Annotated in this window: 18 protein-coding genes and 1 other RNA gene; 9 read left to right on the top strand and 10 right to left on the bottom strand. The window is 68.6% G+C overall.

Annotated features, from left to right (window positions below; all coding sequences use genetic code 11):
• The first annotated feature begins 9 nt into the window (after positions 1–9).
• Entirely contained in the window at positions 10–744 is a 735-nt protein-coding gene (locus ABIS05_RS27070; RefSeq protein ID WP_348009106.1) for an amino acid ABC transporter ATP-binding protein, read from the top strand.
• A 118-nt stretch (positions 745–862) separates the two neighbouring features.
• Here ABIS05_RS27070 and ABIS05_RS27075 read toward each other — a convergent pair whose 3' ends face one another.
• Complete coding sequence (locus ABIS05_RS27075) at positions 863–1732, bottom strand: DUF4394 domain-containing protein (RefSeq protein WP_348009107.1); 870 nt, start codon at positions 1730–1732, stop codon at positions 863–865.
• Positions 1733–1837: 105 nt separating this feature from the next.
• Here ABIS05_RS27075 and pyrC point away from each other — a divergent pair, with 105 nt between their 5' ends.
• The 4 genes from pyrC to ABIS05_RS27095 all read left to right on the top strand — a co-directional run bounded on the left by pyrC (position 1838) and on the right by ABIS05_RS27095 (position 6257).
• Entirely contained in the window at positions 1838–2878 is a 1041-nt protein-coding gene (gene pyrC, locus ABIS05_RS27080; RefSeq protein WP_348009108.1) for a dihydroorotase, read from the top strand.
• Entirely contained in the window at positions 2878–3765 is an 888-nt protein-coding gene (locus ABIS05_RS27085) for an NYN domain-containing protein (RefSeq protein ID WP_348009109.1), read from the top strand. The genes pyrC and ABIS05_RS27085 overlap by 1 nt, the downstream gene beginning before the upstream one ends.
• A 126-nt stretch (positions 3766–3891) precedes the next feature.
• Positions 3892–5253 (top strand): serine protease, encoded by a 1362-nt coding sequence (locus ABIS05_RS27090; RefSeq protein WP_348009110.1) that lies wholly within the window; start codon positions 3892–3894, stop codon positions 5251–5253.
• A complete protein-coding gene (locus ABIS05_RS27095; RefSeq protein ID WP_348009111.1) occupies positions 5229–6257 on the top strand; it encodes an FHA domain-containing protein in 1029 nt (342 codons plus the stop codon). The genes ABIS05_RS27090 and ABIS05_RS27095 overlap by 25 nt, the downstream gene beginning before the upstream one ends.
• Before the next feature lie 206 nt (positions 6258–6463).
• On the opposite strand, the gene cysK is transcribed toward ABIS05_RS27095, so the two are convergent.
• Together cysK and ABIS05_RS27105 are read right to left on the bottom strand one after the other, a co-directional pair.
• Positions 6464–7381, bottom strand: a complete 918-nt coding sequence (cysK, locus tag ABIS05_RS27100; RefSeq protein WP_348009112.1) for a cysteine synthase A — start codon at positions 7379–7381, stop codon at positions 6464–6466.
• Between the two features lie 40 nt (positions 7382–7421).
• Positions 7422–8492 (bottom strand): flavodoxin family protein, encoded by a 1071-nt coding sequence (locus tag ABIS05_RS27105; protein ID WP_348009113.1) that lies wholly within the window; start codon positions 8490–8492, stop codon positions 7422–7424.
• Positions 8493–8557: 65 nt separating this feature from the next.
• Here ABIS05_RS27105 and rnpB point away from each other — a divergent pair.
• From rnpB to ABIS05_RS27120, 3 genes are all read left to right on the top strand, one after another.
• Positions 8558–8930, top strand: an RNA gene (gene rnpB, locus ABIS05_RS27110) — RNase P RNA component class A.
• Between the two features lie 119 nt (positions 8931–9049).
• Positions 9050–10258, top strand: coding sequence for a multidrug effflux MFS transporter (locus ABIS05_RS27115; RefSeq protein ID WP_348009114.1), 1209 nt, complete (start codon positions 9050–9052; stop codon positions 10256–10258).
• Between the two features lie 41 nt (positions 10259–10299).
• Complete coding sequence (locus ABIS05_RS27120) at positions 10300–11193, top strand: carbonic anhydrase family protein (protein ID WP_348009115.1); 894 nt, start codon at positions 10300–10302, stop codon at positions 11191–11193.
• 141 nt (positions 11194–11334) lie between these two features.
• On the opposite strand, the gene ABIS05_RS27125 is transcribed toward ABIS05_RS27120, so the two are convergent.
• The 6 genes from ABIS05_RS27125 to ABIS05_RS27150 all read right to left on the bottom strand — a co-directional run bounded on the left by ABIS05_RS27125 (position 11335) and on the right by ABIS05_RS27150 (position 20508).
• Positions 11335–13671 (bottom strand): response regulator, encoded by a 2337-nt coding sequence (locus ABIS05_RS27125; protein ID WP_348009116.1) that lies wholly within the window; start codon positions 13669–13671, stop codon positions 11335–11337.
• Positions 13672–13949: 278 nt separating this feature from the next.
• Complete coding sequence (locus tag ABIS05_RS27130) at positions 13950–15146, bottom strand: hybrid sensor histidine kinase/response regulator (protein WP_348009117.1); 1197 nt, start codon at positions 15144–15146, stop codon at positions 13950–13952.
• The gene (locus ABIS05_RS27135; protein WP_348009118.1) at positions 15143–15733 is read right to left on the bottom strand and encodes a chemotaxis protein CheB; all 591 of its coding nucleotides are present in this window, start codon (positions 15731–15733) and stop codon (positions 15143–15145) included. The genes ABIS05_RS27130 and ABIS05_RS27135 overlap by 4 nt, the downstream gene beginning before the upstream one ends.
• Positions 15730–16548: a protein-glutamate O-methyltransferase CheR gene (locus ABIS05_RS27140; protein WP_348009119.1), complete on the bottom strand. Its 819-nt coding sequence runs from the start codon at positions 16546–16548 to the stop codon at positions 15730–15732. Before ABIS05_RS27140 ends, ABIS05_RS27135 begins: the two co-directional genes overlap by 4 nt.
• Positions 16549–16551: 3 nt before the next feature.
• Positions 16552–20037 (bottom strand): response regulator, encoded by a 3486-nt coding sequence (locus ABIS05_RS27145; RefSeq protein WP_348009120.1) that lies wholly within the window; start codon positions 20035–20037, stop codon positions 16552–16554.
• 102 nt (positions 20038–20139) lie between these two features.
• On the bottom strand, positions 20140–20508 hold the full coding sequence (locus ABIS05_RS27150) for a response regulator (protein ID WP_348009121.1): 369 nt from the start codon (positions 20506–20508) through the stop codon (positions 20140–20142).
• Between the two features lie 222 nt (positions 20509–20730).
• On the opposite strand from ABIS05_RS27150, the gene ABIS05_RS27155 reads away from it, so the two are divergent.
• Complete coding sequence (locus ABIS05_RS27155) at positions 20731–20964, top strand: hypothetical protein (protein WP_348009122.1); 234 nt, start codon at positions 20731–20733, stop codon at positions 20962–20964.
• 47 nt (positions 20965–21011) lie between these two features.
• Here the strand turns inward: ABIS05_RS27155 and ABIS05_RS27160 are convergent, their stop codons facing one another.
• Positions 21012–21557, bottom strand: a complete 546-nt coding sequence (locus tag ABIS05_RS27160; protein ID WP_348009123.1) for a hypothetical protein — start codon at positions 21555–21557, stop codon at positions 21012–21014.
• Positions 21558–21630 lie beyond the last annotated feature (73 nt).

Consider the following 21630-nt stretch of genomic DNA (forward strand, 5'->3'; position numbering starts at 1 on the left):
GAGTCCACCATGATCGACATCAAGAACATCTCCAAGTGGTACGGCAGCTTCCAGGTGCTGACCGACTGCACCACCTCCATCAAGAAGGGCGAGGTCGTCGTCGTCTGCGGGCCCTCGGGCTCGGGCAAGTCGACGCTGATCAAGACCGTCAATGCGCTGGAGCCGTTCCAGAAGGGCGACATCGTCGTCGACGGTATCTCCATCGCCGACCCCAAGACCAACCTGCCCAAGCTGCGCTCGCGCGTGGGCATGGTGTTCCAGCACTTCGAGCTGTTCCCGCATCTGTCGGTGACCGAGAACCTGACCATTGCCCAGATCAAGGTGCTGGGCCGCTCGGCGGACGATGCCAAGACGCGCGGGCTGAAGATGCTGGAACGCGTGGGTCTGTCCGCGCACAAGGACAAGTTCCCCGGCCAGCTCTCTGGCGGCCAGCAGCAGCGCGTGGCCATTGCGCGGGCGCTGTCGATGGACCCCATCGTCATGCTGTTCGACGAACCCACCTCGGCGCTCGACCCCGAGATGGTGGGCGAAGTGCTGGACGTGATGGTGCAGCTCGCGCAGGAGGGCATGACCATGATGTGCGTGACCCACGAGATGGGCTTTGCCAAGCGCGTCAGCAACCGCGTCATCTTCATGGACGCGGGCAAGATCATTGAGGACTGCAGCAGCGGCGACTTCTTCAGCAAGCCCGAAGACCGCTCGCCGCGGGCCAAGGATTTCCTCGCGAAGATCCTGCAACACTGACCCACCGCCTACGCGCTGCGCGCGCGCCCTCAAGGGGGCACTGCCGGTGGCCCGGCAAAGCCGGTTCCACGGCAGTCACTCGACAAGTCAGAAGGCCCCGCTCGCGGGCCTTCTTCATTCAGGGTTCGATAGCCGCACCGACGACCGGCCCGGCGGCCACGGTGCCGATGCGCGTCGCCTTGCCGGTGGCCAGGTCGATGCGGTACCAGATCGACTTGCCGCCGGTCGTGATCGCCGAATAGGCCGCGTTGGACACGTCCGAAATGTCCAACGTCGCCTTCTCGAACGAACCCACGCCGAGCGAGCCGACCGTGTAGAGCTTGCCCGTGTTGGGCGATACGACGGGCTGCACGCCTTCCTTGCTGCCCTGGTGCACCAGCACGCCCTGGCGGCCGTCCAGCGCGTAGTTGGTGGTGAGCTTGTCGTTGCCCTTGTTGTAGGTGTAGCCGGCCGCGACGATGCTGGCTGCCTTGCTGGCATTCACGTCGCTGGCGTCGAACACGAGCCGGCCGTCCATCTGCAGGCCGGGCGTGTTGGGCTCGGTATCGACAATGGCACCCGTGTCGGGATGCAGGCGCATGTTGAAGCCGCTGTCGCTGACGAGGCGGATGCGATCCACCGTCGGATTGAAGTCGAAACCCCATTCGGTTGCGCCGATGGGCAGGCCGACGGCCGTGCCGACGGCACTGACGGCGCCGGTCTTGGTGTCGATGCGGTAGAGCTGACCACTGGCGCCCAGGCCGAAGAGCTGGCCCTTGGCGACGCGGTAGTCGATGCCCAGCAGCGTGTCGCCGGCGCTCAGGCCCGTCAGCGCTTTCGTGGACAGCGTCTTCTGCGGCTGGCCGGCGTTGAACTGCACGAGCTGGTTGGTCGTCGTCACCGCGTAGATCGTCTCCTTGGCCAAGGGGCCCAGCGGCTCCGTGGTGGCGCAGGCGGCAAGCAGCGCAGCGGCGGTGATCGTGGCGAGCATGAGTGCAGGGCGAGCCATGGCATCTCCGAGAGTTGAGGGCGGTCGGTTTATACGCGCGTCCACAGCCCACGAAGGCATGGCCTTGCGATCCGTCCGCCATCGAGCGAACGACAATCGCGCCCCATGACCGACATCCTCACCCTCACTCGGCCCGACGACTGGCACTTGCACCTGCGCGACGAGGTGGCGCTGGCCAGCGTGCTGCCCTACACGGCGCGTCAGTTCGCGCGGGCCATCGTCATGCCCAACCTGCGCCCGCCGGTGACGACCGCCGCACAGGCCGTGGCCTATCGCGAGCGCATCCTGGCCGCCCTTCCCAAGGAGGGGCCAGGCAAGGACTTTCAGCCGCTGATGACGCTCTATCTCACCGACAACACGCCGGTCGACGAGATCAAGCGCGCCAAGGATGCCGGCGTCGTCGCGCTCAAGCTCTACCCGGCCGGCGCCACGACCAACAGCGATGCCGGCGTCACCGACATCCGCAAGACCTACGCCGCGCTGGAAGCCATGCAGCGCGAGGGCCTGCTGCTGCTGGTGCACGGCGAGGTGACCGATGGCGACATCGACGTCTTCGACCGCGAGGCCGTGTTCGTGGACCGCGTCATGCAGCCGCTGCGTGCGGCCATGCCGGAGCTCAAGGTCGTGTTCGAGCACATCACCACCAAGGAAGCCGCCGAGTACGTGACCCAGGCCGACCGCTTCACCGCCGCCACCGTCACGCCGCAGCACCTGCTCTACAACCGCAACGCGATCTTCACCGGCGGCCTGCGCCCTCACTACTACTGCCTGCCGGTGCTCAAGCGCGAGGAGCATCGCCAGGCGCTGCTGAAGGCGGTGGCGTCGGGCTCGTCTAAGTTCTTCCTCGGCACCGACAGCGCGCCCCACGCGGCGCAGTTGAAGGAGAACTCGGTCTGCGGCGCCGGCTGCTTCACGGCCATCTCGGCGCTGGAGCTGTACGCCGAGGCCTTCGAAGGCATGGGCGCGCTGGACAAGCTCGACGCCTTCGCCGGCCACCACGGCCCCGACTTCTACGGCCTGCCGCGCAACACCGGTACCGTCACGTTGAAGCGCGAGCCCTGGACACTGCCCAGCGCCGTGCCCTTCGGCGAGGCGCAACTGAAGCCGCTGCGTGGCGGCGAGACCTTGAACTGGAAATTGATCTGATGAAGAAAGTTGCCTTCCTCGTCGACTTCGACAACGTCGCCACCGACGTCATCGAGCAGGCCCTGCAGATGGCGTTCAAGGACTACGAAGCTGTCCACATTCGCCGCGCCTATTGCAATGCCGAGCAGGCGCAGAACCACCAGGGCTTCCTGAAGCGCCTGGGCCTGCGCGCCATCGTCAACCTGGCCATCGGCAAGAACTCGACCGACATCGCCATGGCCGTCGATGCGATGGACCTGGCCATCACCGAGAAGCCCGACGTCATCGTGCTGGTGTCGTCGGACAGCGACTTCGCACCGCTGGTGCTGAGGCTGCGCGAGAAGGGCGCTTGGCTGCGCGGCTTTGGCCAGCACGGCAAGACGGGCGAGGGCGTCATCCAGATTTACGACCAGTTCAATGAACTGGCGCATGACAGCGGCAAGTCGTCTGCGCCCAAGCGCGAGCCGGCCAGGAAGGCTGCGGCCCGCAGGCCCGCCGCCAAGAAGGCCCCGGCGCCCAGGGCGGCGCTGCCCGAACCCAAGGCAAATCAAACGCCCGCGCCGCCTGCGGCCAAGCCGGCTGCGGTGCCGACTCCGAAGTTCGCCGCTGCACCGGTGCTGGCGCCGGTCGCAGCGCCGAAGCCGGTCCCAGCGCCCAAGCCAGCCGCCGCCCCCACGCCCGTGGACGCGAACGTTGCCGCCGCCCGCGAGATCAACGCCATCCTGGCCCTGCTGCCCAAGCTGGCCGACGGCCAATGGCATGACCTCGGTGCCGCCGCCAAGGCGCTGAAGGAGGCCGGCCTGCTGCCCAAGACGGCACCGTCGACCAAGCTGTTCCGCAAGCACCCGCAAGCCTTCCAGCTGCAGCCGGCCAAGCAACCGAACCAGGTGCGCTTCGGCCACGGCTGACCCGGGGCCTGCGCGCCGCCTGCCGATTGCGTCACGGCCATTCCGGGCTGACGACCGGGCCCCGCGCGCAAAGCGGCTAGCATCGGCGCCCACCCCGGGAGGTGTCGTTTGTCGATGAAGTTCTGTTTGAAACTGTTCTCAAGCCTCGCCCTTGCGGGCCTGGCCTGTGTTGCCGGCGCGCAGTCGCCGCCGCCCGCTGCTGCGGCACCCGCGAGCGCTGTGCCGGCGCCGCCGGCCGCGCCGCCTGCCGTGTCGGCCAGTGCGCGGCGCCTGTACGAGCGCAGCAAGGGCCAACTGCTGCAGATCCGCACGCTGCTCAAGACGCAGGACAGCCAGGCCTCGGTCGGCTCGGGCTTCCTCGTCAGCGACGACGGCCACGTCCTCACCAACTATCACGTCATCAGCCAATTTGCACTGGAGCCCGACAGCTACCGGCTGCGCTACGCGACGACGGACGGCCAGAGCGGCGCGCTGGAACTGCTGGACTTCGACGCCCGCCGCGACCTGGCGCTGCTGCGCGCGGTGGACGACGGCAAGGGCGGTGGCCTGAAAGGGCATGGCGCCTTGGCCTTCCGCCCGCAAAGCCAGCCGCTGGCCAAGGGCGAGCGCATCTACTCCATGGGCAACCCGCACGACGTCGCCTTCGCCGTCGTCGAGGGCAACTACAACGGCCTGGTGGAGCGCAGCTTCGACCCGCTCATCTACTACGCCGGCGGCATCAACCCCGGCATGAGTGGCGGCCCGGTGCTGGACGAAGACGGCCTCGTCGTCGGCGTCAACGTGTCGACAATGCTGTTCGCGCAACAGGTCAGCTTCCTCGTGCCCGGCCAGTTCGCCGAGGCCATCGTCAAGCGTAGCCTCGACGCCAAGCCCATCCACACGGCGGCCTGGAGCCGGCTGCGCGACCAGCTCACGCGCTACCAGGACGAGCTCGTCACCCGCTTCTTGAGCACCCCATGGGAGAGCGCCAACAACGCCCGCTACCGCCTGCCGGTGCCCAAGCAGGACTTCATGCGCTGCTGGGGCAGCAGCACGCCGGCCGACACCAAGGGCCTGGAATTCGAGCGCTCGCAATGCCGCATGGACCACGCCCTCTTCGTCGGCGGCAACTTGCAAACCGGTTGGCTGGACATGTCGCACGAGGCCTATGACGGCACCAAACTCGGCGCGCTGCGCTTTGCGCGCCAGTACTCCAAGAGCTTCCGCAACGAACGCCTGGGCGGGTCGGATAAGTCCCGCACCGCGGCCCACTGCAAGGAGCAGTTCGTCGACCGAAATGGCCTGCCGCTACGCGCCGTGGTCTGCCTGCGCGCCTACCGCAAGCTCGAAGGCCTGCATGACCTCAGCGTCCTCGTGACGACGGTGGACTCTTCTACGCAAGGCGCCCTGGGCCGCTTCGATGCCCGTGGCGTCAGCTTCGACAACGCGCTCAAACTCGCCGCGCACTACCTGGAGGGCTTCGCGTGGACGAACAGCAAAGCCAAGTGATGCCGCTCGCGACGACCTCATCCCCGCCCGCCGCCGCCGTCGTCGAACTGCTGGGCCGCGACGGCCGTGTCGCGCTTGTGCAGCGCGTGACACAGTGGCCGGTGCGCATCGGCCGCTCGCCGGCCTGCGACATCGTGCTGGACGACGCGCACGTCGCCGCCGAGCATGCCGAGCTGCATGCCGGCGCCGAGGGCCGCGTCGTGCTCAGGCTGCTGGACACGCGCAACGGCGGCTCCGTCGCCGGCCTGCGCCTGGGCGCGGGTGAAGAGGCCGCGTTGCCCACCGGCGGCGCCTTCCAGCTCGCTGGCAACTCGCTGCGCCTGCGCACCAGCGCCGACGCACTCGCGCCCGAACAGACCCTCGTCCTGACCCCGGTGCGCCACTGGGCGCTGCTGCCGGCGTTGATCCTCGCCATGCTGTTCTTCCAGTGGGTGGACCGGTGGAGCGACTCCGACCCCGACGCGCGCTGGGTCGACTACGCCGCCCCGCTGCTCGGGCCGCTGGCCTTCGTGCTCGGCTGGGCGGGGCTGTGGTCGCTGGCCAGCCAGATCTTCCAGCACCGCTTCCCGTTCACGACGCATCTGCGCCGCGTGCTGCTCGTCACCGTGGCGCTGCAGGTGCTGGAATGGCTGCTGCCTGCCGTGGCCTATTCGCTGTCATGGCCAAGGTTGATGGCGCTCGACGGCCTGGTCTTTCCGCTGGCCGGTGCGGCGCTCGTTGCCTGGCATGCCCGCCTCGTCTGGCCGGGCGCGCAGCGCACGCTGAACATCGGCATCGCGGCCCTGCTGCTGCTGGGCCTGGGCCTGCAGATCGGCGGCCGCCAGGAGCAGCAATACGTCTTCGGCCCGCCCTACCTCTCCAGCCTGCCGCCCCCGGCGCTGCGCCTGGCCTCGCCCAAGCCGCCGGAAGACCTCATCGAGTCGCTGAAGCCGCTGAAGGCCGAACTGGCGAAGCAGGCGCGCAAGGACAACGAGGGCGTCGACGCGGAAGAGGCCGGCGAGTAAGCCTCACCCTCTCAGCTATCCATTCCGCATTTGCGGCACCCGCGATGCATGAAGTCGGGGTATTCGGGCCGAGCGCCGGGCCGCTCCCAAGCCGGACCGCCTGACGCTACTAGCGGCTCAATGCCGCGAGCAGCGTCGTCCCCCCGGGGGACCGACCAGACTCGCTCGCGTTCAGCGACGCGAGGTTGGGCGAGGGGCGGTTCACTTCAGGCCTGGGGCAGGAAGCCGTCCACGGACAGGTAGCGCTCGCCCGTGTCGTAGTTGAAGCCCAGCACCCGCGCGTTCGCAGGCAGCTCGGGCAGCTTCTGCGCGATGGCCGCCAACGTCGCGCCGCTGGAGATGCCCACCAGCAGGCCTTCCTCGCGGGCGCAGCGGCGGGCGTATTCCCGCGCCGCCTCGGCCTCGACGAGGATGACGCCGTCCAGCAGCGCCGTGTCCAGCACCGCCGGGATGAAGCCCGCGCCGATGCCCTGGATGGGATGCGGGCTGGGCTGGCCGCCGCTGATGACCGGCGAGGCCGTCGGCTCCACCGCATAGACCTTGAGTTGCGGCCACGCGGCCTTCAACACCTGAGCGCAGCCGGTGATGTGGCCGCCGGTGCCGACGCCGGTGATCAGCGCGTCAAGGCCATCGGGAAAGTCGCGCAGGATCTCCTGCGCCGTCGTCTTCGCGTGGATGGCCGGGTTGGCCGCGTTCTCGAACTGCTGCGGCATCCAGGAGCCCGGGTGCTGCTCCAGCAGTTCGCGGGCACGGGCGATGGCGCCCTTCATGCCCTTCTCGCGCGGCGTCAGGTCGAAGCTGGCGCCATAGGCCAGCATCAGCCGGCGCCGCTCCACGCTCATGCTGTCGGGCATGACGAGGATGAGCTTGTAGCCCTTGACCGCCGCCACCATGGCCAGGCCCACGCCGGTGTTGCCCGAGGTCGGCTCGATGATGGTGCCGCCGGGCTTGAGCAGGCCTTGCGCCTCGGCGTCTTCCACCATCGACAGCGCGATGCGGTCCTTGATCGACCCGCCCGGGTTGCTGCGCTCGGACTTGACCCAAACCTCTTGGCCCGCGAACAGGCGCTGCAGGCGGATGTGAGGCGTGTTGCCGATGGTGTCGAGGATGCTGGCGGCTTTCATGGAGAGCTCCGGTGGGTTCGGTGCCGGGCAGTGTGCCAGCCTACTTGGTGCGCGGCTTGGGCAGGCTCTCATCGCCATGCTTCATGCGGCCGCTGCGCATCAGGCCGACGCTGAGCGCCACGGCGCGGGCGGCGCGCTTCACCTCGTCCTGCACATCGGTGTCGGCGTCCAGCGCGTCGTGGCTGGTCGCGTAGGGCTCGTAGTAGCCGATGTAGCGGTCCAGCCTTGCGCCGAAGCCGGCGTCCAGCAGGCCCATCCAGTCCAGCCAGTCCGACAGCGCGCGGCGTGTGCCCTCGATGCCCGCCACGTCGCCATGCACGACGACGCCGTAGACGCGGCCGGCCAGGTGCTTGGGATAGTCCCAGCCCTTCAGCTCCAGCTCGCGCGCCAGCTCGGCCTTCTTGCCCTGTGTGGTGGTCGGGTCGGGGTTGCCGCCGTCGGCGCAGACGAGGCGGTCCATCATCAGCTTCAGCGGGCTCGTCACCTGATACCAGTGCACGGGCGTCAGCAGCAGCACGCCGTGGGCGCGCACCCATTGCTCGTAGATCTCGGCCATCCAGTCGTTGGTCTGCCCACTGGCGTGGTTAGGGTAGCAACTGCAGGGCCAGTGGCACAGCGGCATGGCGGTCGACACGCAGCCCTTGCAGGGATGGATGTGACGGTCGTAGTCGGACGTGACGCGGCTCAGGTCCAGCACGTCGACGGTCATGCCCTCGGCTTCGCAGGCGGTGCGGGCGATCTGCGTCATGCGCCAGGTCTTGGACATCTCGCCGGGGCAGGTGCCGTCGTTGCGTGGCGAGGCGTTGATGATGAGCACGCGCGCCGGCGTCGCCGGGTCGGCCCACGCCGCCTGGGCGTCCTTGAGCCGCAGGTGCAGGTCGCGCCATTCGCGAGACAGGTCGTAGTCGGGGTCGGCAAAGCTCGCGCCGGCCTTGACGGTGATGGGCGCCTTGCGGCCCTCGTCGAAGGCCTCCCAGGCGATCTGCTCCAGCCGTACCAGCGCATCGCGCTCCGCGTCGTAGGCAGGGTCGACGAAGCGCTGGCGGAAACGCTCGCCGAATTCCTGGCGACCCATCGTCTGCGCCTGGCCGGTTCTCACGGGTGAAGTCATCTCGGGGGCTCCTGGTTGATGGTGGCCGAGGCAAGCCGGATGCCTGCTGCGATACTGCCGCCCGTGAAGCAAGCCAGACCGCCGCTGGGGCAAGCATGGAAACATGGCCCTGGAGGAAGGTCCGGACTGCATAGAGCGGCGTAGCAGCTAACGGCTGCCCGGCGAAAGCCGAGGATCAGAGCAACAGAGACGAGTCAATCAAACGTGCAGGGCGCAAGCCTTGCGGGACCGCAGGCGCAGCCTGCGGGGTTGGGTGCAACGGGCAATCTCTACGCGCAGCAACACCAAGTAGGCCAGCGTTGATGCGGCTCGCAGAGCTGGCGGGTAGGTGGCACCGAGCCGGGGCGTGAGTCCCGGCCCAGAGGAATGGCGGTCACGTGGCCTAACCCGTTAGGGGAGGGCGGCGCACAGAATCCGGCCTATCGGCTTGCTTCACACTTTTACCGACACCCAGTGACGCGAACGGCGTCAACCCCGCGACGCGGTCGACGCAGAGGCGTCGATACACTGGCCGCCTGCCGCAACCTGCGGCTCCGCTCGTCTACCCGACCGCCCCGATGAATCCTGAAGCCAGTCGCCTCTGGCGCGCGCCTCGCTGGGCACTGTCCGTGCTGTTGGCCTGTTTGGCCATGGTCGGGCCCTTCTCCATCGACACGTATCTGCCCGCCTTCTCGGGCATCGCTGCGGCGCTGGATGCGACGCCGGTGCAGATGCAGCAGACGCTGTCGGCCTACCTGTTCGGGTTCGCCGTCATGAACCTTTTCCACGGCGCGTTGTCGGACTGCTTCGGCCGCCGGCCCGTGGTGCTGATCGGCCTGGGCGTGTTCACGGTGGCCAGCGTCGGCTGTGCGCTCGCCGGCTCGGTCGGCCAGCTGGTGTTCTGGCGCACGGTGCAGGGCATGTCGGCCGGCGCCGGCATCGTCGTGTCGCGGGCCATCATCCGTGACATGTTCCCGCCGGCAGACGCGCAGCGCGTCATGTCCCAGGTGACGCTGTTCTTCGGTGTCGCGCCGGCCATCGCGCCCATCGTCGGCGGCTTCCTGTTCGTGCACGCCGACTGGCACTCGATCTTCTGGTTCCTGACCTTCGTCGGCGCGGCGCTGTTCGTGGCCAACTGGCGGCTGCTGCCCGAGACGCTGCACACGAACCTGACGCAGCCCTTCGATGTGCCGGCGTTGATGCGCGAGTACCGACGGCTGTGCAGCAGCCCCAAGTTCCTGATGCTGGTGCTGGCCAGCGGCATCCCGTTCAACGGCATGTTCCTCTACGTGCTGGCCACGCCGGTGTTCCTGGGCGAGCACCTGCAGTTCGCGCCGACGCAGTTCTTCTGGTTCTTCATGTGCACCATCGGCGGCATCATGGCCGGCGCCGCGCTGAGCGGCCGGCTGGCCGGCAAGATGTCGCCGCAGCGCCAGATCATGCGGGGCTTTCGCATCATGGTGGCGGTGTCGATCGTCAACGTCGCGCTCAACCTGTTCGTGCCGCTGAGCGCTTGGTGGGCGCTGCCGTTGATCGGCCTGTTCTCGTTCGGCTGGGCGCTGATGGTGCCGGTCGTCACGCTGCTCGTGCTGGACCAGGTGCCCGAGCGCCGCGGCATGGCCTCGTCGCTGCAGGCCTGCATCGGCTCCGCAGCCAACGGCCTCGTGGCCGGCGTGCTCGTGCCCCTGGTCATGCACTCCACCGTCGCCCTGGCCGTCACATCGGCTGCGCTGATGGGTGTGGGCCTTGTGGCCTGGTACGGCGTCAGGCGCTCAATCGCCAACTGAGCGCAGGCTCAAGACCGGGCTAAGACGGCCGAAATCTCAAGATGAGCATCAAAAAGCATCTGACCGTTTCGGCCTGCCTGCTTGCGCTCGCCGCGCAGGCGCAGGACGGCAAGGAGCCCGTCGAGTTGCTGCGCCAGCGGCTGGCAGAGCGCCTGTCCACCAAGGTCGAAGGCGCTGCCACGGCCAAGCCTCCACCTCATGCGGCATCCAAGGCGGCCGCCAAGCCGGCGAAGGCAGGCGCTACCCCCAAGCCGGTGCCATGGGGCTATGCGGGCGACCTCGGCGCCGAGCACTGGGCCAGCCTGGCGCCTGAGAACAAAACCTGCGGCGTCGGCACGCGCCAGAGCCCTATCGACATCCGCGATGCCATCGCCGTCGATCTGGCGCCGATCGCCTTCGACTACCGCCCCAGCGCCTTCTCGGTGCTGGACGATGGCCACACCGTGCAGGTCAACGTGGCACCCGGCAATGGCATCACGGTCATGGGCCGGCGCTACGAACTGGTGGAGTTCCACTTCCACCGGCCCAGCGAGGAGCGCCTGAACGGCAAGCAGTTCGACATGTCGGCCCACCTCGTGCACAAGGACAGCCAGGGCCGCCAGGCCATCGTCGCCGTGCTGCTTGAGCGCGGCGCCGACAACAAGGCCCAGCCGCTGCTGCAGACCGTCTGGGCCAACCTACCACTGGAAAAGGGCGAGGCCCTGCAGGCCCAGGCGCAGATCGACCTAAGCCAACTGCTGCCCGCCGAGCGCGGTTACGCCACCTACATGGGTTCCATGACGACGCCGCCCTGCAGCGAGGGCGTGCTGTGGATGGTGCTGCGCCAGCCGGTGCCGCTGACGGCCCAGCAGATCGGCGTGTTCTCGCGGCTGTACCCGATGAACGCGCGGCCGCTGCAGGCCGGGTCGGGCCGGCTGATCAAAGAATCTCAGTAAGTTGAGGCCCCTCGTCCAAGGAGTACCTTAGCCGGTCCCCCAAAGGGACGGCGATGCTTGCGGCGTTGAGCCGCAAGCATTGCCATGCGGGCCGGCTTGGGAGCGGTCCGGCGCTCGGCCCGAAGCCGCGCCGCCGGTATCTCAGCTGCGACCCTTGGCGGTCGTGCGTGTTCCCGACAGCCAGTCATACAGCGTCGCGAACAGCTGCTCGGCGACGACGGGCTTGGCGACGTGGTCGTCCATGCCGGCATCCAGGCAGCGCTGGCGCTCCTCGTCGAAGGCATTGGCCGTCATGGCCAGGATGGGCAACTCCGCACCCTGGGGCAGGCGGCGGATGGCGCGGGTGGCATCCAGGCCGTCCATGACGGGCATCTGCACGTCCATCAGCACGAGGGCGTAGTCGCCGGCCCGCATCATGTCGACGGCCTGCTGGCCGTCTGCGGCCACGTCCACCGTGAGGCCGGCGCTGCCGAGCAGGGCCACTGCGACTTCCTGGTTCACCGCGTTGTCCTCGGCCAGCAGGATGCGCAGGGGCTGGCTGCGCGCCAGCTCGGCCAGGCGCTCGCGCACCGAATGCGGCCGCGCCTGGATGGCCGGCGCCGCCAGCGCCCGGGCCGGGGCGTCGACGGTCAACGCGAACCAGAAGCAGCTGCCGCTGCCGAGCTCGCTGTCCACGCCCACACGGCCGCCCATCAACTGCGCCAGGCGGCGGCAGATCGCCAGGCCCAGGCCCGTGCCACCGTAGCGGCGCGTGGTGGAACTGTCGGCCTGTTCGAAGTCGCGGAAGAGCCGGGGCTGCGCTTCGGCCGCGATGCCGATGCCGCTGTCCTGCACCTCGAAGCGCAGCGGCAGCGATGTGCCGGTATTTGCGGCGGTCGGCTCGCCGTCCAACCGCACGGCCAGGCGCACGAAGCCGGTCTCGGTGAACTTGACGGCGTTACCGGCGAAGTTGAGCAGCACCTCGGCGATGCGCTGCGGGTCGCCCAGCAGCACGCGGCCGGAGAGCTCCGGCGCGATGTCGGTCTCCACACGCAGCCGCTTGGCGGCGGCGGCCTGCGTCGTCATGTTGGCGATGTTGTCCAGCACCTCGTCGACGGTGAAGGGCCGCTGCTCCAGCTGTACCTTGCCGGCCTCGATCTTGGAGAAGTCGAGCACGTTGTTGATGACGCTGAGCAGGTGCTCCGCCGCGTTGGCCACCTTCTGCAGGCGCTGCTGCTGCACGGGCTCGACGGCGTCGCTCTGGGCCAGGTAGGTCAGGCCGATGATGGCGTTCATCGGCGTGCGGATCTCGTGGCTCATGTTGGCCAGGAAGGCGCTCTTGGCCAGGCTCGCCGCCTGCGCGGCCTGCGAGGCCTCGGCCAGCTCGGCGGTGCGCGCCTCGACGAGTTCCTCCAGGTGGTGGCGGTAGCGCTCCAGCTCCAGCGCGTCGCGGCGCTGGCGCGAGATGTCGGTCAGGAAACCGTGCCACAGCATGCCGCCGTCGGCCTCGCGCTGCGGGATGGCGTTGCCATAGATCCAGCGCTCGGCGCCGTCGGGCTGGGGCGTGCGGAACTCCTGCTGCCAGGGGCTCAGGGAGCGCGCCGACGCCAGCAGGCTCTCGCGCACGGCGGCGCGGTCGTCGGGGTTGATGCGCTCGAACCAAGGCGCGGCGCTGCGGCTCAGTTCGGCGCTGCCGACGGGGAAGTACTCGCGCACCGCCTCGCTGACGTAGGCGAACGAGAACTCGCCGTTTACCGCCAGGCGCAGCTGGAAGACGACGCCGGGCACCGTCTCGGCCATGCCGCGCAGCCGCTCGATGAGGGCGCGCTGCGCGTCGAACTGCTGCTGCAGCGCGTCGCGCATGTGCTCCAGGTGGCCGCCGAGCTGGCCGATCTCGTCCTGCCGGGTGTGCTCCAGCTTGGCGTTGAAGCGGCCCTGGGCCAGGTCGTTGGCAAAGCCGCCCAGCACGCGCAGCGGGCGGAAGAGCCGTGAGTTCAGCAGCCACAGCACCAGCGCCAGCGACACCAGCAACTGGCCGCCCACCGTCGCGCCGTAGAGCCAGCGCTGGCGCAGCAGGGCGGCGGTGCTGAGGTGATCGTCGATCTCGATCTGGATGTGGCCGATGCGCGTGGCGCCGCGCAGGATGTCGCGCTCGCCGGTCAGCGTCTTGCCCAGCCGCCGCTCGGGCAGGTGGTTCTCGATAAAGGGCAGGCCCTGCGACGCGTCGCTGATGCTGACGCGCACCACCTCGGGCGATTTGACGATGGCCGACACGACTTCGCGCGCGGCCACCGCGTCGAGGTTCCAGAGCAGCTCAGGCAGGCTGCTGGCCAGCACGTCGAGCTTGGCGTCGATGTCGCGCTGCAGCGCCTGCTCGGTCACCGTCGACTCCCGCAGCCCGATGAAGAGCCCGCCCACGATGAGGGCCGGCACCAGCAGGCCGATGCTGGCGCCAAGCGCCAGGGCAGCGAACAGGGAGGACGAGGGCTTGCGGCTCAAGATGAGGTCAGGATGCCGCCGCGCCAGGCGCGGCTGAGTGTTCGTGGGGCTATCAGGTGCGCTTGTCCAAGTCGTGGATGGTATGCGTCACGTGCGCGATGCCAATGCTCCGTCCGGCGCTGGCGATGAGAGCTGGGCGCAGACGAATGTAAAGGCCTGAAATTTCAGCAGAAATGCGGGGTGCCACGCATTCTGAGCGGGCGCACCCGCGATAAGTTGCCGTGATTTCTGAGGCAAAACACCTACAGACGCCGCCGACGCGCGGCCGGCCGGCCCACTCAGGCCGGCATCAACGGCAGCAGCACCTCGAAGCTCGCGCCCTTGCCCGGCTCGCTGTGCAGGCTGATGCCGCCGCCGTGGGCCTGGACAAATTGCTGGCTGATGTACAGGCCCAGGCCCATGCCGGGCGCCTTGCCGGAAGAGGGCAACCGCTCGAACTGCTGGAAGATGCGCTGCTGGTCTTCCAGCGGGATGCCGGGGCCCTGGTCGGTCACGGTCAGGCGGGCCAGGCCATCGTCGCTGAGGTCCACCTCGACCTGCACGGGCCGCCCCGCGCCGTAGCGCAGCGCGTTGCTGAGCAGGTTGACGAGCACCTGCGCGATGCGGCTGTCGTCCCAGTCGCCGACCACGCCCGGCAGGGCGAGCAGGGTCAACGGCACCTGTTGATACTGACCCTCGAAATCCGCCACGACACGGCGGGCGAGTTCAGCGAGGTCGGTGCGGCGCCGGCGGATGGACAGCATGCCGTGCTGCAGGCGCGAGATGTCGAGCATGTCCTCGATGAGGCGCGTCATGCTGCGCACCTGGCGGCCGTCCTTGTCGATCATGGCCTGCAGGCGCTCGGGGCTGAACCAGGCGAGGTCGCCCTTGGCCAGGCGCTGCTGCCGCATGATGACCTCCAGGGCCATGACGCCCAGCGGCGTGCGCAGTTCGTGGGTGACCATGGACATGAACTCGTCGCGCAGCTTCAGCGCGTGCTGCAGCTCGCCCTGGGTGTGCTGCAGCTCGGCGAGCAGGCGCTCCTGGGCGATGCGGGCGGCCTCCAGTTCGACGAGCTGGCGCCGCAGTTCGCGGCTCTTGGCGTGCAGTTCGGTGAAGACGCGCACCTTACTCTTCACCGCATGCGCGTCCAGCGGCTTGTAGAGAAAGTCCACCGCGCCGTGCTCGTAGCCGCGGAAGGTGTAGGCCGCCTCACGGTCGGCCGCGCTGACGAAGACGATGGGCAGGTGGCGCGTGCGCGAGCTGCCGCGGATCAGCTCGGCCAGCTCGAAGCCCGACATGCCGGGCATCTGCACGTCCAGTAGCGCCAGGGCGAACTCGTGCTCCAGCAGCAGCGACAGCGCTTCCTCGCCGGACGCAGCGGCAATCACCCGCAGCGGCTCGTCCAGCAGCAGCGCCTTCAGGGCCAGCAGGTTCTCGGGCAGGTCGTCGACGATGAGGACGCTGATGACGTCTGGGGATGCCACTTCAGTCATGCGGCAAACTTTCCGGCGGCCAGTTGGAGCAGCAACGGTCCGATGGCCCGCAGCGGCAGGATGTGATCGGGCCGGCTGCGCGCAATGGCGGCCTCGGGCATGGTGGGCACGTCGGCATCCTGCGGGTCCTGGACGATGGTGAGGCCGCCACGGGCCTGGATGGCAGCCATGCCTTCGGCGCCGTCCATGTTGGCGCCGGTCAGCAGCACGCCGGCCAGTGCCGCGCCGTAGGCGTCGGCGGCGGCGGTCATCAGCACGTCGATGGACGGGCGGGAGAAGCTCACCGGCGGCTCGTTGCTGAAGGCGAAGCAGCGGTCGGCCTCGATGAGCAGGTGGTAGTCGGCGCTGGCCACGTAGACATGGCCGGCCTGCACGGGCTCCTTGTCCTGCGGCTCGTGCACGGGCAGGGCCAGGCGCTGGGCCAGCACGTGGCCGAGCTGGCTGTCGTGGCGGGGCAGCAGATGCAGCAGCGCGACGATGGGCAGCGCATAGCTGGCGGGCAGCGGTGTCAGCAGCGCCAGCAGCGCCGCCACCCCGCCGGCTGAGGCGCCGATGACGATGAGCTCGGTGGGCGGGCGGGACTTCATCTTTTCCTGTAGAGGCGTTCGCGTGCGGCAACGGCTTCGAACGCTGTGCCATGCGAGCTGAAATCCAGCGTCTCCTTGCTGCCCAGCCCAAGGAAACCACGGTGGCACAGCGACTGCGTGAACAGGCCGATGGCGCGGTCCTGCAGTTGGCGATTGAAATAGATCAACACGTTGCGGCAGCAGATCAGGTGGGTCTCGGAGAAGACGTGGTCGGTGGCGAGGCTGTGATCGGCAAAGGTGACGCGGCGGCGCAGATCGGGGTCGAAGCGGGCGGCGCCGTAGGCGGCGGTGTAGTAGTCCGAGAAGCCGCTGGTGCCGCCGGCTGCCTGGTAGTTTCGCGTGTACTGCTGCAGGTCGGTCAGCGCAAAGATCCCTTGGCGCGCCTTCTCCAGCACGGCGGGATTGATGTCGGTCGCGTAGATGATGCTGCGCTCCAGCAGCCCTTCCTCGTGCAGCAGGATGGCCAGCGAATAGACCTCCTCGCCGCTGGCACAGCCGGCCACCCAGATCTTCAGCGATGGGTAGGTGTGCAGCAGCGGCACGACCTGCTGGCGCAGCGCCAGGAAGAACTCCGGCTCGCGGAACATCTCCGTGAACGGCACGGTCAGGATCTGCAGCAGCTGCGCGAAGGCGCGCGGGTCGTGCAACACCAGCGCCTGCAGCGCCGACACCGATTCGCATTCCAGCTGCTGCACCGCATGCAGCACGCGGCGCTTCTGCGAGGCGAACGAGTACTCGCGGAAGTCCTGGTTGTAGCGCGCGTAGATGGCCTCCATCAGCAGGCGCACCTCCAGGTCAAGCAATGCCTGCGGCATCGGTCAGGCTCGATCAAGACTCGGCAGCCACACGCGCAGCAGCGAGATCAGCCGGTCCAGCTCGATGGGCTTGGCGAGGTAGTCGTTGCAGCCGGCCTTGCGGCATTGCTCCTGGTCGTCGCGCATCGCCTTGGCGGTGATGGCGATGACGGGGAGCTTGTGCCAGCGCGGGTCGGCGCGGATGCGGCGGGTGGCCTCCAGGCCGTCCATGACGGGCATCATCACGTCCATCAGCACGAGGTCGATGTCGGCATTCGCTTCGAGCTTCTCCAGCGCCTCGACGCCGTTGCGCGCCGGCTCCACGGTCAGGCCGCGCTGCTCCAGCAGGCTGGTCATGGCGAAGACGTTGCGCACGTCGTCGTCCACCAGCAGCACCTTGCGGCCTTCGAACACCTGCTCGCGGTTGCGCGCCGTGCGCAGCATGTCGCGGCGCTCGCCGCTCATGCGCGACTCGACGCGGTGCAGGAACAGCGTCACCTCGTCCAGCAGCCGCTCCGGCGAGCGGGCGCCCTTGATGATGATGGTGCGCGAGTAGCGGTTGAGCTCGGCTTCCTCGTCGCGGCTGAGGTTGCGGCCGGTGTAGACGATGACGGGCGGCGTCGCCGCGTCGGGGCCGCGCGCGGCCATGCGGGCGAGCAGCTCGGTGCCGTCCATGTCGGGCAGCTTGAGGTCGATGATCATGCAGTCGAAGGCCTGAGCCTCCAACGCGGCCAGCGCCTCCGCGCCCCGGCCGACGGCGACCACCTCGATGCCGTCATCGCCGATCAGCTGGGCGATGCTGTCGCGCTGGCGCGCGTCGTCTTCCACCAGCAGCAGGCGGCGTACTTCGTCGGTGCCGTGGCGCTCCAGCTTGCGGAAGACGTCGATCAGCTCCTCGCGCGTTGTCGGCTTGATGGTCGTGCCCACGGCGCCCAGCGGCAGCGCCACGTCGCGGAAGTCCTCGCCGGCGATGACGTGCACGGGGATGTGGCGGGTGCGCGGGTCTTCCTTCAGGCGTTGCAGCACGGCCAGGCCCGAGCCGTCGGGCAGGCGCACGTCCAACAGGATGGCCTGGGGCAGGTGGGCCGAGGCCAGCGCCAGCGCCTCACGGGCCTGGTGGGCGACGATGCAGCGGTACTGCATCTCGTGGGCCAGGTCGTAGAGGATGGACGCGAAGTTCGGATCGTCCTCGACGACGAGGGCGAGGCGGCGCGGCGGCGCATCGATGCCGGTCTCGGTGTCGAGTTCGTCGCGGTCGTCGGCGAAGGCGGGCGGGGCTTGCTCACGCGGCGAGGGCGGCAGCGCCGTCGGCGGCAACACCGGCGGCAGCGGCACATGGGGCTCAGGCGGCACCACGGCAGCAGGCGTGTGCAGCGGCAGCGTCAGCGTGAACTGGCTGCCCTCGCCCTCGACGCTGCTCAGCGCGATGTCGCCGCCCAGCAAGCCGGCCAGTTGGCGCGAGATCGACAGGCCCAGGCCCGTGCCGCCGAAGCGCCGGTTGAGCGCGCCGTCGCCCTGGTGGAAGGCCTCGAACACCTGCCGCTGCTGGCTGACCGGAATGCCGATGCCGGTGTCCTTGACGATGAAGGCGACGCCGGCCGCGCGCGGCTCGACGTGCAACGTCACCGCGCCGTGCTCGGTGAACTTGATGGCGTTGGACAGCAGGTTGCGCAGGATCTGCTCGACGCGCTGCGCGTCGGTCACCACGGCGTTGGGCAGGCCCGGTTCCAGCTGGATGTGGAAGCCCAGGCGCTTCTCCTGCGCCAGCGGCTCGAAGATGCGGCGCATGCCGTCGGCCAACGCGCGCAGCGGCATGGGGCGAGCCAGGATCTCCAGCTTGCCGGCCTCGACCTTGGACAGGTCGAGGATGTCGTTGATCAGCGTCAACAGGTCCTTGCCCGCTGCGTGGATGGTGTTGGCAAAGCGCTGCTGCTCCTCGCTCAGGTTGCCCGGCTTGTTGTCGGCCAGCAGCTTGGAAAGGATCAGCGAGCTGTTCAGCGGCGTGCGCAGCTCGTGCGACATATTGGCCAGGAATTCCGACTTGTAGCGGCTGGCGCGCTGCAGCTCCGTCGCGCGGTCCTTCAGCTCGACCTGGATCTGGCTGAGCGCCGCATTGCGCCGGCTCAGCGTCTCGGACTGCTCGCCCAGCTGCACATTGGTCTGCTCCAGCTCGGCGCGCTGCTCCTCCAGCTGCAGCTGAGATTCGGACAGCACGCGCGACTGCTCGCTCAGCTCCTCGTTGGCGGTGCGCAGCTCTTCCTGCTGCACCTGCAGTTCCTCGTTGAGCTGGCGCGTTTCCTCCAGCGAGCGCTGCAGGCGCTGGCGGTAACTGGCCGCCTCCAGCAGCGTGCCCAGCAGATGCTGCAGCTGGTCGAGCAAGGCCAGCGTGCGTGCATCGGGTGGCCGGGCGAAGCCCAGCTCCAGCACACCGTTGACCTGGCCCTCGTGCAGGGCGGGCAGCAGCAGCACTTCCTGCGGCGACGTGTCGCCCAGATGGGTCTCGATCTTCAGGAAATCGGCCTTCAGGCCGGGCAGGCGCAGCATCGCGCCGTCGCGCCAGACCTGGGCGACCAGGCCCTGCTCGGCGTCCGTCCGGGCCCCGCCCTCGCCCTCGCGGGCTTCGCTGTCGACTAGGCCGTGGGCGGCCACGCGTTGCGGCCGGCCGTCCTCGCCGCGCACGAAGGCGGCCGAGACGATGGCGCCGGCGCGCTCGGCCAGAAAGCCCAGCGTGCGCTCGGCAATGCCGCGCGCCGCCAGCTCGCCCGCGAGCTGGTTGGCCAGATCCAGCTGCGCGCCGCGCAGCCAGGCGCGCTCGTCGCTCTGCTGGGCACTCTCGCGCGTCAGCGCCAGGGCAGCGGTGTATTCGTTGGACAGGCTGATGACGTCGCGCCGCCCCGCCCAGGCGATCAGCGCGCTCACGGCCAGCAGCAGCGCGATATAGCCGCCCAACGCCAACTGGGCTTCGCGCTGGAAGGCCTCTCGGCGGTCGCGCAGCAGGCGGGCCTCGGTGTCCCTGAAGGCACGCAGCTCGTCGCGCATCTCGTCGAAGAGCTGCTTGCCGCGCTCGGAGCGCACCACCAGCTCCACCGACTCGCCACGGCGGCGCATCGCGATGACGTCGTTCGCGTACGCGACCCAGCGCTCGGCCAGCGCGCCCACGCGGCGCAGCCGGTCGTACTGGGCCGGGTTGTCGGCCGTCAACTCCTTGCCGGCCTGCAGCTCGCTGTCGAACTTGGCCTGCGCCACGGAATAGGGCGCAAGAAATGACTCGACGCCGCTGAGCAGGAAGCCGCGCATGCCGCTTTCCTCGTCGGCCAGCAGCGTCGACAGCTGCTGCCCCTTGACGCCGGTGCGGCTGGTGTGGTCCACCCATTCCAGCAGCCCCAGCAGGTGCGTCAGCAGCCACACGAACACGACGATGCTGCCCAGGCCCATGCCCAGCGGCAGGCCGAGGTTGCGCGTCAAGATGCGGCGGAATTGGGCCGAGTCCTCCGGCCGGGTCTCAGTCATTTTTCAGATCCTTGGGGGCGCGCCGCGCCTGCCGCGAGTCGGCGGCGTCGCCTGACTCAAACTCGCTGCCAGCGGCGCGAGCCGGTAAATGTTGCCGGTAAATCAGTTGAGTGGCGGAAAAAACCGCCTGAGACTTTCCTGAGAGAGCGGCTTGCACAGCACATGGTCCACCCCGGCGGCCATGGCTTCGTTGTGCTCCTTCTCACCGCTGCGCCCGGTCACGGCGATCAGCACGAGGTCGGAGCCATGCGCGGCACGCAGCCGCTTGCTCAGCTCGCAGCCGTCGAAGTCGGGCAGGCCCAGGTCGACAAGGGCGCAGACGGGCTGGTACTCGTTGACGGCAATGATGGCGTCCTGCGCCGTCGTGGCGACGCGCACGCTGTAGCCGTCGAACTGCAACAGGCTGCTCAACGTTTCACAGGTGTCGATGTCGTCATCGACCAGCACGACCCGGATATCCTCGGTTGACATGAATACTCCTCGCGCCCGGCTTCTCGAGGCCGGGCTTCCCGACGCGGCTGGGGCACCGCTTGTAACGGGCAGGTAGGAGCAACTCCCATGCCTGCGCGTGCTCGGCCGGCAAGGGTCTGCTGATTTGTCCTACGCCGGCATGAGGCGGCGGCGTGCACGGCGGGAGCCGGCGGCGTTTCAAAGTCCTGCTCAACGGTCACGTCGACCGACATGGAGTTTGTGATGAAAGCCTGGACCGCCAAGCTGGCCTCTTGCGCACCACCGATGTGGTTGACGGCGGCCATTGCCGCCGTGATGGCGGCGGCGCTGCTGGCTGCTTTCGTCGGCACGCTGCGCGAACACCTTCGCCAGGGCGACGAGTTTCGCCAGGCCCAGGTGGCCCAAGCCAAGCGGCATGCATTTGCGGCGGTGGCAGACGCAGGAACGGCCCGCGTCGAGCAGCTCAGGCTGCGATAAGCGGACCGTGTCGTTGGTGAAAGCGGGCAGCGAGGCCCGCTTCGCCTTTACTGGAAGTAGCGAGCCTTGGCGCTGGCCTGGCAACTGTCCTTGGCATCGCCAGACAGCGCGTCGCAGCGCTCGTTGGCGGCCTTGTAGTCGGCCTTGAGCTTGGTTTCCATCTGGTCGTTCTGGGCATCGGCGATCTTCTTGTTCGCCTTCAGGTCGGCCTTGGCCTTGTCATGCATGGCCTTCGCATCCGCCACGCACACGTCCTTGGCATTGCCAGACTGGCTGTCGCAGGCTTCCTTGGCGATCTTGTACTTGGCCTCGTAACGGGCTTCGAGGTAGTCGTTGCGGTCCTTGGTGTTGCCCGTGTACTGGTACTCGAGGTGCGCAAGGGCGACCTTCTCCTGGCCCTTGGCGCGCTCGACGCACACGTCCTTCACGTTGCCCGACATCTTGTCGCAGCTGTCGCGTTCGGCCTTGAACATCGCCTTCACTTCGTCCTTGGCGGAGGAATAGACGGGCTTGGTCAGGTTGGCCGAGGCTGCGCCGGCGAGGCCGGTCAGGATCAGGGCACAGAGAAGGCGGGGGGCGTTGTATCGGGTCATGGGGGGTCTCCTTCGGGTTGAGAGGGCGGGGTGGCAGGCAAGTCGTCGCAGGCCCGTTGCTCCGTGCTGCAGC

The sequence above is a fragment of the Roseateles sp. genome (genome assembly GCF_039929605.1).
In the GTDB taxonomy this organism is placed as follows: domain Bacteria; phylum Pseudomonadota; class Gammaproteobacteria; order Burkholderiales; family Burkholderiaceae_C; genus Pelomonas.